Source organism: Hydrotalea lipotrueae (assembly GCF_019249625.1).
Classification (GTDB): Bacteria; Bacteroidota; Bacteroidia; order Chitinophagales; family Chitinophagaceae; genus Hydrotalea; species Hydrotalea flava.
On the sequence record NZ_JAESDL010000008.1, the window covers coordinates 64,145 to 81,938 of the forward strand.

16 protein-coding genes and 1 tRNA gene are annotated in these 17,794 nt (G+C 38.5%); 4 read left to right on the forward strand and 13 right to left on the reverse strand.

Translation table 11 applies throughout. The features are described 5' to 3' along the window. Positions 1-28: 28 nt before the first annotated feature. The 10 genes from JK139_RS06775 to glpK form a co-directional block, all read right to left on the reverse strand. On the reverse strand, positions 29-1,369 hold the full coding sequence (locus tag JK139_RS06775; RefSeq protein ID WP_228733152.1) for a vanadium-dependent haloperoxidase: 1,341 nt from the start codon (positions 1,367-1,369) through the stop codon (positions 29-31). A gap of 316 nt (positions 1,370-1,685) precedes the next feature. Further along, positions 1,686-2,156, reverse strand: coding sequence for an HvfX family Cu-binding RiPP maturation protein (locus tag JK139_RS06780; protein ID WP_218330895.1), 471 nt, complete (start codon positions 2,154-2,156; stop codon positions 1,686-1,688). A gap of 132 nt (positions 2,157-2,288) precedes the next feature. Then, entirely contained in the window at positions 2,289-3,041 is a 753-nt protein-coding gene (locus JK139_RS06785; RefSeq protein ID WP_074421118.1) for an HvfC family RiPP maturation protein, read from the reverse strand. Beyond that, entirely contained in the window at positions 3,028-3,858 is an 831-nt protein-coding gene (locus JK139_RS06790) for an HvfB family MNIO-type RiPP peptide maturase (protein ID WP_074421117.1), read from the reverse strand. The genes JK139_RS06785 and JK139_RS06790 overlap by 14 nt, the downstream gene beginning before the upstream one ends. Before the next feature lie 76 nt (positions 3,859-3,934). Continuing rightward, positions 3,935-4,216, reverse strand: a complete 282-nt coding sequence (locus tag JK139_RS06795; RefSeq protein ID WP_143439274.1) for a hypothetical protein — start codon at positions 4,214-4,216, stop codon at positions 3,935-3,937. A gap of 201 nt (positions 4,217-4,417) precedes the next feature. Beyond that, positions 4,418-4,687 carry a hypothetical protein gene (locus tag JK139_RS06800; protein ID WP_074421115.1) on the reverse strand — a complete coding sequence of 90 codons (270 nt, stop codon included), beginning with the start codon at positions 4,685-4,687 and terminating at the stop codon, positions 4,418-4,420. A 67-nt stretch (positions 4,688-4,754) separates the two neighbouring features. Beyond that, positions 4,755-5,354: a sigma-70 family RNA polymerase sigma factor gene (locus JK139_RS06805; RefSeq protein ID WP_218330896.1), complete on the reverse strand. Its 600-nt coding sequence runs from the start codon at positions 5,352-5,354 to the stop codon at positions 4,755-4,757. Between the two features lie 72 nt (positions 5,355-5,426). Then, positions 5,427-6,140 (reverse strand): MIP/aquaporin family protein, encoded by a 714-nt coding sequence (locus JK139_RS06810; protein WP_287100995.1) that lies wholly within the window; start codon positions 6,138-6,140, stop codon positions 5,427-5,429. A gap of 66 nt (positions 6,141-6,206) precedes the next feature. Continuing rightward, positions 6,207-7,766, reverse strand: a complete 1,560-nt coding sequence (locus JK139_RS06815; protein WP_218330897.1) for a glycerol-3-phosphate dehydrogenase/oxidase — start codon at positions 7,764-7,766, stop codon at positions 6,207-6,209. 36 nt (positions 7,767-7,802) lie between these two features. Further along, on the reverse strand, positions 7,803-9,299 hold the full coding sequence (glpK, locus tag JK139_RS06820; protein WP_074421112.1) for a glycerol kinase GlpK: 1,497 nt from the start codon (positions 9,297-9,299) through the stop codon (positions 7,803-7,805). 759 nt (positions 9,300-10,058) lie between these two features. Here glpK and JK139_RS06825 point away from each other — a divergent pair. The 4 genes from JK139_RS06825 (at position 10,059) to JK139_RS06840 (ending at position 14,908) form a co-directional block, all read left to right on the forward strand. Next, complete coding sequence (locus tag JK139_RS06825; protein WP_218330898.1) at positions 10,059-10,640, forward strand: hypothetical protein; 582 nt, start codon at positions 10,059-10,061, stop codon at positions 10,638-10,640. 179 nt (positions 10,641-10,819) lie between these two features. Continuing rightward, complete coding sequence (locus tag JK139_RS06830) at positions 10,820-12,265, forward strand: T9SS type A sorting domain-containing protein (protein ID WP_218330899.1); 1,446 nt, start codon at positions 10,820-10,822, stop codon at positions 12,263-12,265. Positions 12,266-12,702: 437 nt separating this feature from the next. Then, the gene (locus JK139_RS06835) at positions 12,703-13,281 is read left to right on the forward strand and encodes a hypothetical protein (RefSeq protein WP_218330900.1); all 579 of its coding nucleotides are present in this window, start codon (positions 12,703-12,705) and stop codon (positions 13,279-13,281) included. Positions 13,282-13,291: 10 nt separating this feature from the next. After that, positions 13,292-14,908, forward strand: coding sequence for a T9SS type A sorting domain-containing protein (locus JK139_RS06840; RefSeq protein WP_218330901.1), 1,617 nt, complete (start codon positions 13,292-13,294; stop codon positions 14,906-14,908). Positions 14,909-14,962: 54 nt separating this feature from the next. Here the strand turns inward: JK139_RS06840 and JK139_RS06845 are convergent. The 3 genes from JK139_RS06845 to JK139_RS06855 form a co-directional block, all read right to left on the reverse strand. Beyond that, positions 14,963-15,036: transfer RNA gene (locus JK139_RS06845), tRNA-Met, on the reverse strand. A gap of 43 nt (positions 15,037-15,079) precedes the next feature. Beyond that, the gene (locus tag JK139_RS06850; RefSeq protein ID WP_218330902.1) at positions 15,080-17,137 is read right to left on the reverse strand and encodes an alpha-ketoacid dehydrogenase subunit alpha/beta; all 2,058 of its coding nucleotides are present in this window, start codon (positions 17,135-17,137) and stop codon (positions 15,080-15,082) included. A 32-nt stretch (positions 17,138-17,169) separates the two neighbouring features. Further along, positions 17,170-17,781 carry a fumarylacetoacetate hydrolase family protein gene (locus JK139_RS06855; protein WP_075051643.1) on the reverse strand — a complete coding sequence of 204 codons (612 nt, stop codon included), beginning with the start codon at positions 17,779-17,781 and terminating at the stop codon, positions 17,170-17,172. Positions 17,782-17,794 lie beyond the last annotated feature (13 nt).

The window sequence follows — 17,794 nt, forward strand, 5'->3', positions numbered from 1 at the left end:
ATGGCCATTGTAAGGAAATTTTTAGCAACTATTCTTTGTAATTTTTTAACAATTTACTCATTACCATTAAGCCAATTTCCTTGCCTTGTGCATAAGCATCCCAAACGGAAGGCAGGTAGTGTATACCACCATAATAACGACTCATCGATACTTCACGTGCAGCAGAATCTAATGAAGGAAAACTTCTATCGGGCCAGCCCCAATTTCTTTCACTGGAATCTCTGAATGGCGTTTCATTGCCGTAAATGGTTTTTAACACAGCAGCAGATGCGCTGGAAATAGTAGAGTGCGCACTGTTATATTCAGGAAACGGAGGGGTTTGTAAATAGGGTTTCCAGTTGGGATCAATGTACTTATTAATAAAGGTTTCGGGTCTTACCAAATCGTAAGTATATTTTGCATACCAGGAAGCAATAAACGCATCGAATATACCCAAAGAAACACCGGTGTAGGTGTACACGGTTTTATAGAAATCGGCATTTTTATTTTTGGCAATGGTACCTGCAATTTCCATCCAATGTCCACAGGGTGTCATGGCTTTGGTTGCAAACATGAGGTGACCCTGTACATGCAATTTAAAGCTGTTACAATCCCAAAAATTGGCAATCCATTTTTGGTTAGTATCTAAATGATTGCCGGTTTCCTGCACTTGTTGTGCCATTTTGTAAAAGGGGCTGCCGGGTTGTTTGCTGAATGGAATGGGCCCGGGTGCTTTTATCTGGCCGGCTGAATCCATCACCAGGGTTCTGATAGTCATCCACTTGGGTTCTACTGCATCAAAATAGCCGGGTGGGGTGGGTTCCCAATGTCCTTCCAAATTGGTAACCGTAAATCTTGCGCCACGGGTTTGTGCATAATTATCTTTTTTACTCCAACGAATAATGGCATTGGCAACAGTTGTTGCATAAGCCACCGAGCTGGTGTACATTTTATCCGGCATGCCCGACTGGCGCACAACATCTAACAACGAATCGGTAATGTGTTGCATTTTATCTTGTGAAAAAGTTAACTCCTTCCCTACTTTTAAAAATGCAAGGGTTGCAGCAAAGGGATAATCTATAGCAGTTTTTTCTTCAGCAGTTGGCGCAGGAATACTATCTAAATCTTTAATTTTTCCTTCCAGCGTTTCAATATGTTTTCCTTCCTTCGCCAATACTTCATAAGCCGCCAAATTGGAGTAGGCAAATACACGAGAGGCTACCGGAGGAGTAAAAATATCATAGATAATTACATAATTTAACTCATGCTGCATTTGGGTGTACAACAAAGGGTTATGTGTAATTTTTTCATACGCATTTTTAGGTTTACAAGCTACCATTAATACAGTAGCCAGCAGAAAAAGCGAAACCGTTTTCATCATTTTTTTCATGTGTTTATATTTATTACAGTTCATTTCATCATTGCTTTTTTGAATATCATTTAAAAAAGAAAAACCATGAGCATTCATCGCATTTTATATGCGATAATCCTCATAGTTCATCTAACTTTCATTTTGCTGCATATCATCTTAAAAAAATAGAATGTTTTAATGAGTGTGCTGCAAAACGAGCAATAAATATAAGTACATTTCAGAAAATCATAAAAAAAGATATTAAAATGCACTTAAACAAACCTGTTGAAACCAATTTTAAATTTTAGAAACAATATTTATTGTTGATTGTACAAGCTATTTATCTAAAAAATTATCACGAAGTGATGGACATTTTTTTAGTAGCCATTTTTTTAGCAAGCAGGTAATCTATACTAAACTTACCCGCACCAAAACTAATTAAGGTAAGTAACATAATGATATAATACAATGGAATTTCAAAACCATTATTTCCTGCTTCAAAGCCATTGCCCCAATGGGCAGTGCGAATGGCCACCAGCATTACTATGATTAGCGGAATGGAAATAAAACGCGTACCCAAACCCAGCAGCAATAAAATTACACCAATACTCTCGGTAGTAGCGGCTAAATATGCGTTGAAATGCGGTGCAGGAATACCCAGAGTTCCAAACCAATCGCCTACTGCATGTATATCGTTCCACTTCATGGTGGCAGGGCCAAAAAATCCATAAGCCAACACCAACCGAATCAACAGCAAGGGAAATGAACCGGCTTTTGCGGCTCCATTCAAATATTTTGTGCACAGGGTATTGATTGAATTTTTCATGTTGTTTTGATTAAATGGTTGTTGATGAATGAGAATGAAAAGTTTAAACTGAGTTTTTGCTTTGTTGCAAAGCGGTTTTTCGTGGTATAGGGTTACTTTTTATTTTCACAGGTAAAAAATAAATGGCAATTATCAATTATCTGCAAATCCAATAATCAATTGCTGCATATACGCTGTTTCAAAAAACTGTATTACGGCCTGTTTATCTGTTTCAGTTAATATTAATTGAAATTCACTTTCTAATTGTTCTATCAACTGCTTTACAGAAAGAGGCGTTACTGACAGGTATTCTATCATACGCACCAATGCAGGCGAGAGATCGGTAAATAATACATCGCCATTGGTATTTCTATAACCGGCTATAAAATAATTGCCTTTGTCGGCTTCGGTTATGGCTGTTGCTTTTTTTTGATGTACCGGATAGTGCAATGCCATTAAAGTATGTTCAGGATTTAATACTAATTTACTAAATACCACATCACCCAATGTAGTATGAGGTACCTTTCTGTCTTCCATCATAAACAATTCAACCTCCATCCACTCATATTGCATGAGCGCTGCCAGACAGGGATATTGTTGAAGCAATGCGTGTTGACTATTCAAAACAAACTGATAAAATTCTTTGGGCATATACCAAACCTGGGGAGAATGACAAGAATGGCTACTGAAAAAAAACTGTACTACATCATCCCATTCTTGTTTAGTAACCAGTTCATTCATAACAGGAAAGGCGTTGCGTAACATATCATCTACAACATTATATACCAACCTTCTGTATTGTTGTACATGATTTGTATACACGCCGGGAATATCATTCCATTTACCCGTTCTGCAATACCCGGCTAATTGGCTTTGATAGCTTTGAGTAAGATTATAAGGTTGCATACATAGCGGGTTGTAAGGCTTTTTGTTTGATTTGATTGAGTTTATTTATTTCATATTGCAGTTCATGCAATTCAGGAATATTAAAATCACGTTCCAATAGTACCGGCACATCGCGTTGTAATTGCTGCATGGTAAAAGCAAACAAATCATATACAGGATCTATGATAGCTTCTCCATGCGTATCGATAATTAAATCATCGGCAACTTTTTCGTGCCCCGCCATGTGAATGTATTTTACCCGTTGCATAGGCAATTGTGCAATAAATGTTTTAGCATTGTACTGATGATTAAAGCTATTGACATACACATTATTCACATCGAGTAACAAATCGCAATCCGCTTCTTCCAAAATAGCATTAATAAAATCTATTTCAGTAAGTTCAGGCGCAACAGGTGTGTAATAGCTTACAATTTCAATGGCTATCTTTCTCTCCAGAAAATCCTGTACCTGTTTAATATTTTCGGCCACATGGTGCACTGCTGCTTCGGTAAAAGGTATGGGCAATAAATCGTATAAATGAGCATTATCGCATTTGGCATAACTGAGATGTTCTGAATACAGCACAGCATTAGTTTGTTGCAAAAACTGTTTTACCTGCTTTAAAAAAGCAAAATCTAATGGATCCGGGCTACCGATAGAAAGTGACAACCCATGCGTAAACAGAGGATATTTTTCCAATGCTTTTTGAAATTGTTTTTTCCAATAGCCACCCACTCCCATCCAGTTTTCAGGTGCTACTTCTATAAATGCAGGATGCAGGGTGTTGCTTTCAGCAAAATCGGCTGCAAAATCTTTTCTATAACCTATGCCTACCATAACATTTATTTGTGGTGTGAAACAATAAAGCAGGCAACCCTATTCATAGCGTTACCTGCTTTAGTAAAACATAATTTTAATTACCTGATTTTTTGGTACTGCCGCATTTGCCTTCGCCACATTTACCATCTTTTCCTTTTTTCTTGGTTTTAGTGGTGTCTGATTTTTTTGTTGCGCCACATTTTAATTCAAAATTGTTATTACTAACATTTTTTGTGTGCAGACCGGCAATTACTTCATCTGCAGAAGTTACATGATTGTAACGAATCAGGCTGGATGCATTGGCATTGATTCCGGCTACTGCTAATAATGCTCCGGCTAAAATTGAACCGGCAAGGATACTTTTTTTGTTTTCCATTTTGTGCTTTTTTAAAATGTTTAATGAATAATTATACCCAATAGTCGCACAACCATTCATATCCTGACAAAAGAGAAAAATATTTTTTTAACCATTGCATTCAATAGCAAAAAACTGCAGAAGGATAAAAGAAAATGTAAGACGGCTAACGTATTCGCTATGCAGGTAAAAAAAATGAAACTTACAACAGAAAATAATGGGTTATTCTTGAGATGGAAGTGATTTTAGTATACGTTGCTGCAAAGTATTCGTATCAGATACAGGGATGTTTATATCTGTTTTCTCCGTTTTCATCCAATCATCAATCACTTTGCTTTGGTGTTCGTAATGTACACAGAGGTCGCAAAGACTTAAATGTACTTTTAATTTTATTTTTTCTATCCATAACAGGGGCATCAAAGATTTTTTTTCAATCAATTCCGTTGCTTTTAAACAGGAAATCATCAATGACCGCATTACCTTCCGCTTCATAAATTTATTTTTACTGCATGTGATTCAAACAATTAAATTAATTACATTTTTTATAAGAAGGTACTGATTATTTAAACCAATGTACATCTAAACATTTTCGCAACTGTAATTTAGCCCTGTGTATTATTTGCCAAAAATTAGTAGTAGAAATCTGCAATTCCTGACAAATTTCCTCTCCACTTTTTGCCTCTAAATATTTTAAATGCAAAGCCGAAAACCAGTGTTTGGGCAATTTATCCATACAATTGTTCAGCACTGTTGCAAATTCTGGATTATCTAACAAATGCAAATCGGCATCCTGCCAATTATCTTTAGGTATTTTGTTCATGCGCCAATGGCCATTTTCATCAAAAAAACTTTCAATCAAATCATCGCCATGCTGCAACAATTCATCCTGCCACGATACTTCCGGCATTTTAAAACATTTACGGAAATGATTGGCAATTTTAAAGTTAAGAATACTAAACAACCAGGTTTTGGGTTGGCTTTTGCCCTGAAATGTATGGAATGATTCTACTGCCGATAAAAAAGTATCCTGCACCAAATCTTCGGCCAGTACTTTATCAGAGGTTTTGTGCCAGGCCCACTGAAAAAGTGTATCGGTATATTGTGCTACCCAACATTGTATGGTTGCGGCTTTATTTTGCAGGTCCATTACATTATCCATGTAATAAAAATATATTTATTTTTTGATAATACAGCATATTTTCCACTTAGTATATGGCGCTTTAAGTAAATTTTAAGTAGTCATCTGAAAAACAAATGCAGCCAACAATCCACCAATAATTGGCCCAACAATGGGCACCCAGCTATATTGCCAGTCGGTAGTACCTTTTCCGGGAATTGGCAATAACGAATGTATAATACGTGGGCCTAAATCGCGGGCCGGATTGATGGCATAGCCTGTAACACCCCCTAAACTTAAACCAATGGCCAGCACTACGAATGCCACCGGTAATGCATCTAACGTACCAAGGCTTTGTGCAGGAGAAGACATTTTGAATACACTGAACACCAACACAAAAGCACCAATCATTTCTGTAAGTATGTTCCATCCAAATTTTCTGATGGCAGGTTCGGTACAAAAAGTTGCTTTAATTGTACTTGCATCATTTTGCAAAGCATAGTGTTTGTAAAAAGTAAGCCATACCAGCAATGCACCCGTCATGGCACCTAAAATTTGCGCAGCAATATAACCCGGCACCAACCGCCAGCTAAATTTACCAATGGCAGCTAATGCAATAGTAAAAGCAGGATTTAAATGTCCGCCGCTTGCTTTGGATGACACAAAAACACCTACAAAAACCGCCATAGCCCAACCAAAGGTAATCACTATCCAACCACCACCATGGGCATAAGTATGTTTTAAATGAACATTGGCTACTACCCCATTGCCCAATAAAATTAATAAAACGGTACCCAAATATTCGCCCAGTAATTGATGCATGACCATGTGCCGGATTGTTTTGTTTGAATGTAATTTGTTTTGTTTACAAAAAAATAAAAAAGCAAGAACTCATTACAAGATATATTGTTTTGCCAAATTTGAAAAATGCAATATTTGTGCTGCTTTCCACTCTTCACTGTGAGATAGCTCCTGTTGCATTAAATAAGCCACAGCTGGAGCAGCCTCCAGGGCTGCATGCGCATCTAATAACAACAAGCGTATTCTTCGAGCCAACACATCTTCCACCGTTTGTGCCATTTCATGACGCACAAACCATATTACCTCTGCCTGGGTATAAGGATAATCAGGATGAATGGTTGTTGCCCAATCTTTATTTTCTTTCATAATATCCTGAATAAGGCGGGCATTGGTGCCATACAGATGCCAGTGGGTTGAAAAATTGATGGGCCAACCCCATTTACCAATGGGCAGGGTGGCTGTTACGGCCTTTTTTTTAGGGAGTAGATGCAATTGAATGGCATGGTTTAACACATCGGCAGCCATACGGCGATAGGTTGTCCATTTACCGCCGGTAATGGTAATTAATCCGGAAGCCGATACCATAATGGTATGATCTCTCGATATCATGGAAGTATTTTTCCCTGCTCCCTTTTTCCGAACCAAAGGCCGTAAACCAACGTACACGCTTTTAACATCACTCATTGAAATGGGCTTGCTTGCATAAATATTATAATTGTCAATAATAAACTGAATTTCTTCTTCCAATGGTTTGGGTTCTGTACTAATTTGTTCAACCGGTGTATCGGTAGTACCCACTATTACTTTGTGGTGCCAGGGAACGGCAAATAATACCCGCCCATCGGTGGTTTTAGGCACCATCAGTGCCTGCGTTGACTGAAATTTTTCCATATCAATGACCAAATGAACACCCTGTGAAGGAGCAATGGAATCGGGCATTTCCGGGTCATCCATTTCCATTACTGAATGGGCAAATACACCTGTGGCATTAATAATAGCATTGGCAGTTACGGTATATTTTTCGCCGTTGATGTGATCCTGAATTACAACTCCTGTTAATTGGCCGCCTTCGTTTTTTGTAAATGAAGCTGCAGCAGCATAATTTAAAACTGTGGCACCATAGCGGTGTGCCGTTGCTGCTAAATCAATACACAAACGGCTGTCATCAAATTGTCCATCTGTATACTGAATACCGCCCTTTAAATTCCCTGTTTTAATAAGGGGCAATGCAGCAATGGTTTTCTTTTTAGATAGTAAACGGGTTCTGCCTATACCCCATCCTATCGATAAAAAATCGTAAAACGCCAGGCCTAAAAAATAGAACCATTTTGTCCAAAATGAATATACCGGTACAATAAATTGCTGGGCATGTGCCAAATGCGGTGCATTCCGCAACAAACGGCCTCTTTCTTTTAAGGCATGCATCACCAAACTTAAGTTGCCTTGAGCCAGATAGCGCACCCCGCCATGTACCAATTTGGTAGAGCGACTGGATGTGCCTTTCGCAAAATCCAATTGTTCAACCAACAAGGTGCTGTAACCTCTGGTGGCAGCATCCAAAGCTGTACCTAATCCGGTAGCGCCGCCTCCAATAATTATAACATCCCAATGTGGTGTATCACGGATATTTTGAATCATCTTTTCTCTTTTCATGATAGCCTGACACTTAAAATATTAAAAAAATAAAAACTATTTATCGTTAGCCCAATGAATAGCAGCATTGACTGCACGATGCCATCCTGCCACAAGCTGTTGGGTTTCTTGGGGTGTTGCCTGCGGTTCAAAGGTTTGCTCCATTTGCCATAAGGCAGCTATTTCATCTCTACTACTGTAAAAGCCCACAGCAAGACCGGCCAGATAAGCTGCTCCTAATGCAGTTGTTTCTGTAATGGCAGGCTTCACTACATTACAACCCAATACATTGCTTTGAAACTGCATTAATAAAGCATTGGCAGTAGCGCCGCCATCTACCCTTAGCTCATGAATGGCAATATCACTATCAGCCTCCATGGCTTTTAGCACATCTACAGTTTGGTAAGCAATACTTTCAATAACGGCACGGGCTATGTGTGCTGCGGTTGTACCCCTGGTTAAACCGGTTAACATACCCTTGGCTTCCTGGTTCCAATACGGTGCACCCAGTCCTGCAAAAGCAGGCACTATATATACCCCCTCTGTGTTTTTTACATGTAAAGCCAATACTTCAATATCGGCAGCATGCCTAATCAGTCCCAACCCATCACGCAACCATTGTACGGTAGCTCCGGCCATAAATACGCTTCCTTCCAAAGCATATTCTGTTTTATCATCAATTTGCCAAGCAATGGTTGTTAACAGGTTGTGTTGTGAGTGTACAATTTTTTCACCGGTTTGCATTAACATAAAACAACCGGTACCATAAGTGTTTTTAACCATACCCGGCTCGGTACACATTTGCCCGAATAAAGCCGCTTGCTGATCACCTGCCATACCGGCTACCGGTGAAGCTGCATTGGTTAAAATAGCATGCGTAACACCATACACTTCGCTGCTACTTTTTACCTGCGGTAAAATTTGCAGGGGTATGTTCATTAATTGCAGTAAATCTTCATCCCATTGCAGGGTATGTATATTGAATAACATGGTACGTGAGGCATTACTTACATCGGTAACAAACACCTTACCGTTGGTTAACTTCCACAATAACCAGCAATCAATAGTGCCAAAACACAATTGGCCTTTTTCTGCTTTTGCTCTGGCGCCGGGCACTTCATCCAAAATCCATTTTAATTTAGTAGCAGAAAAATAGGCATCAATTACCAACCCGGTTTTTTGTTGAATGGTTGGTGCCATGCCTTCTTTTCGCAGTTGGTCGCAGTAAGCAGCGGTACGCCGGTCTTGCCACACAATGGCGTGGCAGATGGGTTCGCCGGTACGTTTATCCCATACTACGGTAGTTTCACGCTGGTTGGTAATGCCAATAGCAGCAATTTGTTGCATGGTAATTTTTGCTTTAATCACTGCTTCAGCAGCTACACTCATTTGTGTACTCCAAATTTCATTGGCATCATGTTCTACCCAACCGGGTTGGGGGAAATGCTGGGTAAACTCTTTCTGAGCAAGAGAAACTATATTGCCTTTTTTATTGAAAATAATGGCTCTGCTGCTGGTAGTACCTGCATCAAAAGCCAGAATAAATTTTTCCATATCGCCATCGTTTGGTTGGAAGGTAATAAATTATAACAGAATGAGTTTAAAATATAAATTAATTTTATGTATATTAATAGCAATAAAGTAAGTTTCAGATTATAATTACCGCGATTTATCCCGATGCCACCCTGCAGGTATTAGCTTACCTAAAAATTTTACAACAAAGCAAAGTGCTTTTGCCATTTCAAGGTACATTCAAACACATAACACACTTACTTCAACCAAAATCTCCATACAAACGCATGGCCATTCAACTACCCTTTACGCTAAGCAAAAAACCGGTTTAAAAACTACAACGAATCAACCAATTGCTCGTTGCAAATGACATTTAGGCATATTCGATGCAAGTTCGGTTTTCACCGCTGTTAAGTCGAACATGCCTCGAACAAGTCTCGAACCAATTTGCCTGCAAATACCCTGTTTGCGGGGTGTAAAACTGCAAAAATGACAGCTAATTATTTTCCATGAAAGCGTTATCAGAGGCTATCAAATAGGTACCCAAAGGGGGCATTTAAAAGCCCAATGGTAACAAAAGTGATGAAAACATATTTAATAAATAATTTATTTCACTACGTAGAAATACGTTATTTTAAATGAAAATTTCCGTATATTTTTATGGCATAACATTTTTGCTGTTATGCTTACCCTGTTTACCAATATTCCTGCCATACCTCGCAGCCCGCCGGTGCTGCACCCCCTTTTGTTTAAATAACAACGAATCACTATTCATTTTTTTCACCAAAATCATTACTTTTTATGAAACTTTTTTTCAGCTTTTTATTACTACTCTGTTGCACCCTAACCGCACATGCCCAATTAGAACAAGGCACCTGGCTGGTGGGGGGTAGTGGCAGTTTTATGTCATACAAATCACAGTATACAAATCTGAATACAACACAATCAACTGATAATCTTAATATTATCATATCATCAGATATTGGTTATTTTATTAAAAGTAAAGTTGTAATCGGACTAAAACCTGAATTTACTAAATATAAAAATGTAGCATACGCCCCTGGTAGTGGGCAATCAAATGACAATCGAATAATGTTAGGCCCATTTATTAGATATTATTTATTAAATGCAGAAAAATCCTATAATATATTGACAGAAATTAGCTATCAGTATGGATTATATTGGTCTACACCTGTTAAGGGTGAAAATCAAACTTTTAGTGCCTTAATTGGACCATCTTTATTTTTAAATTCAAGCGTTGCATTAGAGTTTTTATTTGGTTATTATCAACAAAAAGAAATAATACACTTTCAAAGTGATAATATTTATAATAAAAGAGGGTATCAATTTAGCCTTGGTTTCCAAATTCATTTATTCAAATAAAAAAATTAATTATGAAAAAAGTTATTCTTGCATGCAGTTTTATCTATCTATCACAATACTGTTTATCTTAAAGTTTTCAAATCGCACCAGATATTTCTACTGAACAATGTCCAGGCACAACAATTACTTTTACTGTAAGCATTCAAGCTAAAAGTATTCAAAACGTTCAGGCAAAAGCTTTGAATGTTAACCCAATAGTTGTAAATAATGTATATGACATTTCCTCAAGTAGTGGAATTTATACTTTTAAATTTGATGGTAGTTTCGTTGATGTCAATGATAATCAAACCTTTACTGTTAATTATACAGATATAAATGGAGTAAATTCATTTCATGATTTCACATTTACTAAAATTAAGTCACTCAATATTCCTTCCCCTCTGTATTCTCAGGTTAAGCCAAATCCTGCTAGTATAACTGCACCACGTTGCCAGAGCCAGAATTTTAATATTTATTTTAATAATGTACAATTTTCCAATTCTGCCTTATCCACCCCTATTGCCTATGGAACCATTACCGATTATGAATATCTTTTACCAAAGGGATGGATGCTGAATGGGCAAACTGCTACGGGTACAAACTGGTTACCCGGTAAAAATAATGTATCTGTTACCAGTGATTTGTCGAATGGAGATAATACTTATATCCAAATAAGAGCAGTAAATCCCTGTGGTGCTAATCTGATCAAAGGGCATAATTCCGATATAGGTTTAATAAAGGTTTCCCGCCCTGCTCCTACTTTAAGCATTACAGGTAATTCATTTAACTTATGTAATGCTACTACTGGTGCATATACCATTAATGGAATACCGCCCGGTGCCACCGTACTTTGGCAAATAGATAATACTACCCTTGCACAAATTAATGGCCCTAATAATACCAACACCATTAATGTTACCGCCAATAGCAATGGCTTTAATGGAGATGTGGTTTTAACTGCTACTGTACAACAGTGCACTTTTACTTATCCAGTTACGGCTACCATTACCATTGGTACAGGAACACCACCTACTATAACCAATTTAAATTATGATAACAGGTGCGGCTCTTTTGCAGAAGCTTATTGTAATAATCCACCTAACTCTACCGGATTTATTTGGAGCTTTAATTTTGGACAGATTATTCAAAACAATCCCGGTTATTATGGTAACTATTTTAAAATACAACCCATACCTAACCAAAGCACACCGGGTAATACCTATTATGATTATTTAAGTGTACAGGCCACTAATAATTGTGGCGTATCGGCAGCCAGTGCTACCTCTTCTTTTACTGTTGGGCCTATAGCAGCTAACTGCGGCAGTGGCGGTGGCAAAGGATATTTAAGTACAGCCCCGGTTATTGGTCAACCTCTTGCAGAAACCAAGGCTTACACCAACAACAATGTGCGAGTGTTTCCTAATCCTGTTAAGGCTTCTCTCTCTATTCAACTGCCCGATAGTATTCACTTATCGAACACCTTTATTACCATTACCAATTTAGATGGCAGGCGGATAATTACCCTGCATCCCAATAGCCTTAGCCCGCTTATTTCCACTACACATTGGGCGGCAGGTATCTACCTTGTTACCATTTATGAGGGTACTAAAAAAATAGCTGTACAACAAGTACTGAAATATGAATAAATGAATGAAGCAGATGTACCATTTTATTCAATAAAATACGGAATTCATTAAACAGAAAAGAGGCCACGTGTAAAAACGTTGGCCTCTTTTTTAAGTAGCGAGGATGGGAATTGAACTTTATTTATAATAGCCACTTTTATTTTCACTTTAACTTCATTGTATGCACTTCAACAAACCAATACTTCTACTCTTAACATTTATCGCTCAGTATTTTACTCAAGTTAATACATTATCATAATAGGTGATTTCACTACGTAGAAATACGTTATTTTAAATGAAAATTTTCGTATATTTTTATGGCATAACATTTTTGCTGTTATGCTTACCCTGTTTACCAATATTCCTGCCATACCTCGCAGCCCGCCGGTGCTGCACCCCCTTTTGTTTAAATAACAACGAATCACTATTCATTTTTTTCACCAAAATCATTACTTTTTATGAAACTTTTTTTCAGCTTTTTATTACTACTCTGTTGCACCCTAACCGCACATGCCCAATTAGAACAAGGCACCTGGCTGGTGGGGGGTAGTGGTAGCTATTATAATTATACAGCTCTAAATAGCGGACCCAACTATAGTACTGATAGTAAATATACCAACATTAGTTTAACACCATATATTGGTATTTTTATCTTGGACAAATTTGCAGTAGGTGTACTACCTACCTTTTCATCAGTAAAAGGTAAAGTGACAAGTACTGGTGGAATGTCTACAAATGTCCAACGATATCGAATTGGGCCATTTGCCAGATATTATATTTTAAATGCTGCCAACCCATTTAATATTGTAACTGCAATTAGCTATCAGTACGGGGTTTTTGGCGGCATAGCTACAGGCAATTTAACCACTTTTTCTGCTTTAGCAGGTCCTGTTATTTATTTTAATTCTGTGGTTGGGTTAGAAATGCTACTCGGATATAATTATAGTAAGGAAATGCAAACTGATGTTGGTGGCATTAATGCTATTACTAAAGGCTTTCAAATAAGTGTAGGCTTTCAGATTCATTTAAAAAAATAAAAATATCATTATGAAAAATTCATTCATCATTATTGCTTTAATTTTTTCTGCTCAATGTGCTTTTTCGCAAATTATTTCCCCTGCAGAAGATACTGAATTCTGTCCATTACAGGATATTACTTTTACAGTAACACTACCAAGAATTTTAGATAATACTGTTCCATCTGTCGCTTCTTCTACAAATGGCCCAATTGTAATAACCGGAATTTTACCCAGTTCTATTGTTAATACCCCAACACAAACTACATGTACATTTGTTGGTAGATTTCGTGATGTAAACATTAATCAAGTATTTAATGTAAGGTACCAAACTAATCCTGATACCATTAGATCATATTCGTTTTCATTCAAAAAAATAAAGTCATTATTTTACAACATCACACCTTCTACTACTTGTAAGCCATTACAACTCAATATTGCATCGGTTACTGTTCCCAGATGTCAGATTGTTAACATACCCATTAATTTCCAAAATATACAATGGAGTACTTATGGAGAAAACCCGGCATATTGTTTTGGGGCTATTACAACATACGAATATTTGCTACCGAAAAACTGGTCAATTGGTAATAGCACTTCAGATGGTACAAGCTGGATTAAAGCAGGAAATAATGTAACGGTTACTTCCGATTTTTCAAATGGAATAAATGGTAGCATCCAAGTTAGACCTTCAAATGATTGTGGCATTAATTTAGCAAATGGTTATATTCCTGCCCAAATTAGCATTTCCCGCCCTGCTCCTACTTTAAGCATAACAGGTAATTCATTTAACTTATGTAATGCTACTACTGGTGCATATACCATTAATGGAATACCGCCCGGTGCCACCGTACTTTGGCAAATAGATAATACTACCCTTGCACAAATTAATGGCCCTAATAATACCAACACCATTAATGTTACCGCCAATAGCAATGGCTTTAATGGAGATGTGGTTTTAACTGCTACTGTACAACAGTGCACTTTTACTTATCCAGTTACGGCTACCATTACCATTGGTACAGGAACACCACCTACTATAACCAATTTAAATTATGATAACAGGTGCGGCTCTTTTGCAGAAGCTTATTGTAATAACCCACCTAACTCTACCGGTTTTATCTGGAGTTTTAACTTTGGTCAAGTAATACAAAATAATCCCGGTTATTATGGTAACTATTTTAAAATACAACCCATACCTAACCAAAGCACACCGGGTAATACCTACTATGATTATTTAAGTGTACAAGCTACCAATCAATGTGGTACTTCAGCACCCAGTGCTACTACTTCCTTCACCATTGGGCCTATTGCTGCTAACTGCGGCAGTGGGGGTGGCAAAGGATATTTAAGTACAGGCCCGGTTATTGGTCAACCTCTTGCAGAAACCAAGGCTTATACCAACAACAATGTGCGAGTGTTTCCTAATCCCCTTAGGGCTTCACTCACTATTCAACTACCCGATACCACTGATTTAGCTAATGCCTTTATTACCATTACTAATTTAGATGGCAGGTTAATACATTCCCTACGCCCCAATACCCTTCAACCAATAATTAATACTACACACTGGGCCGCAGGTACTTATCTGGTTATTTTATATGAAGGCAATAAGAAAAGAACCGTGCAACAAATTATTAAATATTAATCCCCTGCAAAATAGCAAAGAGGACGGCAATAACAACACCGGCCTCTTTTTTTGTAGCGAGGATGGGAATTGAACCCATCACCTCAGGGTTATGAATCCTGCGCTCTAACCAACTGAGCTACCTCGCCATTTCGGGCTGCAAATATAGTATATAGAATGGTTTGGCAAAGTTTAGTAAGCTAAAAGTTTCGCTATTCGTTTTTCTATTTCTGTAATTGCCGGTAACATGGCAGCTTCTAATGCTACATGAATGGGTACAGCAGGGGTATTTAACGCACCCATTACTTCAACCGGGGCATCTAAAAACTGGTAACAACAATGGGAAATTCTGTATGCTAATGCTTCTGCAAATGAATTATTTTGTTGTTCTTCCGTAAGAACCAATACTTTACCATGGCGGGTAACGGTTTCTTTAATGCAAGTTTCATCTAATGGAAACAGGGTGCGCAAATCAACAATTTCAACCTGACCGGGAAATGGATGTGCTGCCTGCTTGGCCCAATATACACCCATGCCATACGTAATAATGCAAATGGAAGTGCCTTGCTTAATGTGCTGTGGGGAAGCTTCTAAAATCCTTGCAGCTTTACCCAATGGCAAAATGTAATCGGCAGCCGGTTCGGGCATTTTGGCACCATCAGTACCGGGCACTTTGCTCCAATACAACCCTTTATGTTCTAACATAATTACGGGATTGGGGTCGTAAAAAGCAGCTTTCATTAATCCCTTCATGTCTGCTGCATTAGAGGGATATACTACTTTTATTCCCTTGATAGACAATAGCGTACTTTCAATACTGCCGCTGTGATAGGGGCCACCACCCCCATAAGCACCAGTGGGTATGCGCAACACCATTTGTACCGGGAATTTGCCATTACTGAGGTAGCAGGATTTGGCAATTTCAGTAACCAACTGATTAAAGCCCGGATAAATATAATCGGCAAATTGCACCTCTACAATTGGTTTTAAACCGGCAGCCGACATGCCCGCTGTAGAACCCACAATATAAGCCTCCTGAATGGCCGTATTAAATACCCGATTATCGCCAAATTTTTCGGCTAAAGTAGCTGCTTCTCTAAACACACCTCCCAAACGCCTGCCTACATCCTGCCCGTACAATAAGGCCTCAGGGTGGGCAGCTAAAATTTCTTCAATGGCATGTAAGGCCGCATCTACCATCAACACTTTTTCAGCCGTTTTGGGGCTTCGATCTCCCTTTTCTTCAGTAATAGCAGCAGGTGCAAATACATGTTCGGTTACTGTGGCCGTATTCGGTTCAGGAGCGGCCACTGCTTTTTCAAATGCCCCATCTGCCATTTGCCGGGCAGTAGCTTCTATTTCCAGAATAATTGTTTCGGTAATACCCGCTTCCAGTAAAGTTTGCCGCAGCTGCGGAATGGGATCATTTTCACTATGCTGTTGCAGATTTTCTTTACTACGATAAAATTCACGCCGCACCCCGCTAGTGTGGTGTCCTAATAAAGGTACAGTGGCATGTACCAAAACGGGTTTACGCTCGGTTCTGGCATAAGCAAATGCCTGTTGCATGGTTTGGTAACTTTGCACAAACTGGGCACCGTTACATTGCAGTTTATGCAATCCTTTAAATCCATCGGCATACTCAAAAGCATTCATGGCACGCACTTCGGTTGTGGCAGCGCTAATGCTCCAGCCGTTATCCTGCACCAAATAAATAATGGGTAATTGTTTTAAAACGGCAAATTGCCAGGCTTCACTTACTTCACCTTCGGTAACGCTACCATCGCCCAACGAACACAATACTACCGGCAATGGGTTAAGGTTTTGGGGCAATAAACCTTGTTGTAATTGGTATTGAATGGCTTGTGCAATGCCGGTAGCCGGAATGGCCTGCATGCCGGTAGCACTGCTTTGGTGCATTATTTTGGGTTTATCGGCATCGCGGCTGTTGGGATGGCAGTAATAAGAACGCCCACCCGAAAATGGGTCGGTGGCTTTGGCCAATAATTGTAACATCAATTGTTCAGGTTCAAACCCTGCTGCCATCATTAAACTATCATCTCTATAATAGGGACTGAGCCAATCGGTATGTAATAATTGTAATCCGGCGGCTATCTGAATGGCTTCATGGCCTGCTGAGGTAGAATGTACATATTTGGTAATGGTTCGGTTTTCTTCGTAAAGGGCTGCCATGGAGCGGGCGGTAAACATGATGCGATAAGCACGCAAAAGCAAATCAGTCGTTAGCATATTTTTCCTACCGTTACCAGCAGTAGCGGTAATTATTTAATGGTTAATTCAAACATTTTTTCTTTACCCAGAAATCCGGTTAATTCATCGCCCACCACACATTCACCCACACCGGCAGGGGTACCGGTAAAAATTAAATCGCCAATATTGAGTGAAAAATAATTGGAAATATGTGCAATTAGATAATCTACCGAATAAATCATTTGTGAAGTATTGCCCAATTGAACCTGTTCATTGTTTTTGAAGAGCGAAAATTCAATCGATTTCTTCATCATATCTTTTTCAACAGGCATCCATTTGCCCACTACGGCCGATTGATCCCAAGCCTTAGCCTTCTCCCAGGGCAGACCTTTTTTCTTTAATTCATTTTGAATATCACGGGCTGTAAAATCAATACCAACAGTTATTTTATTGTAAAAATGCTGTGCATCTTTTTGTTTAACATATTTACCGTTTTTACAGATTTGGAAAACTAATTCGGCTTCGTAATGTAATTCGTTGGTAAATTCAGGATAATAAAAAGGAACATTGGTTTTTTGTAAAGCCGATTTAGGCTTCATGAAAATAACCGGCTCTTCCGGAATGGCATTTCCCAATTCTTTTGCGTGTTCTGCATAATTTCTTCCAACACAAAAAATTTTCATACTCCTGTTAATT

Bases quoted from the DNA above. Each gene is read 5' to 3' on its own strand.
- JK139_RS06775 (WP_228733152.1), bottom strand. From the start codon at position 1,369: ATGAAAAAAATGATGAAAACGGTTTCGCTTTTTCTGCTGGCTACTGTA.
- JK139_RS06780 (WP_218330895.1), bottom strand. From the start codon at position 2,156: ATGAAAAATTCAATCAATACCCTGTGCACAAAATATTTGAATGGAGCC.
- JK139_RS06785 (WP_074421118.1), bottom strand. From the start codon at position 3,041: ATGCAACCTTATAATCTTACTCAAAGCTATCAAAGCCAATTAGCCGGG.
- JK139_RS06790 (WP_074421117.1), bottom strand. From the start codon at position 3,858: ATGGTAGGCATAGGTTATAGAAAAGATTTTGCAGCCGATTTTGCTGAA.
- JK139_RS06795 (WP_143439274.1), bottom strand. From the start codon at position 4,216: ATGGAAAACAAAAAAAGTATCCTTGCCGGTTCAATTTTAGCCGGAGCA.
- JK139_RS06800 (WP_074421115.1), bottom strand. From the start codon at position 4,687: ATGAAGCGGAAGGTAATGCGGTCATTGATGATTTCCTGTTTAAAAGCA.
- JK139_RS06805 (WP_218330896.1), bottom strand. From the start codon at position 5,354: ATGGATAATGTAATGGACCTGCAAAATAAAGCCGCAACCATACAATGT.
- JK139_RS06810 (WP_287100995.1), bottom strand. From the start codon at position 6,140: ATGGTCATGCATCAATTACTGGGCGAATATTTGGGTACCGTTTTATTA.
- JK139_RS06815 (WP_218330897.1), bottom strand. From the start codon at position 7,766: ATGAAAAGAGAAAAGATGATTCAAAATATCCGTGATACACCACATTGG.
- glpK (WP_074421112.1), bottom strand. From the start codon at position 9,299: ATGGAAAAATTTATTCTGGCTTTTGATGCAGGTACTACCAGCAGCAGA.
- JK139_RS06825 (WP_218330898.1), top strand. From the start codon at position 10,059: ATGAAACTTTTTTTCAGCTTTTTATTACTACTCTGTTGCACCCTAACC.
- JK139_RS06835 (WP_218330900.1), top strand. From the start codon at position 12,703: ATGAAACTTTTTTTCAGCTTTTTATTACTACTCTGTTGCACCCTAACC.
- JK139_RS06840 (WP_218330901.1), top strand. From the start codon at position 13,292: ATGAAAAATTCATTCATCATTATTGCTTTAATTTTTTCTGCTCAATGT.
- JK139_RS06850 (WP_218330902.1), bottom strand. From the start codon at position 17,137: ATGCTAACGACTGATTTGCTTTTGCGTGCTTATCGCATCATGTTTACC.
- JK139_RS06855 (WP_075051643.1), bottom strand. From the start codon at position 17,781: ATGAAAATTTTTTGTGTTGGAAGAAATTATGCAGAACACGCAAAAGAA.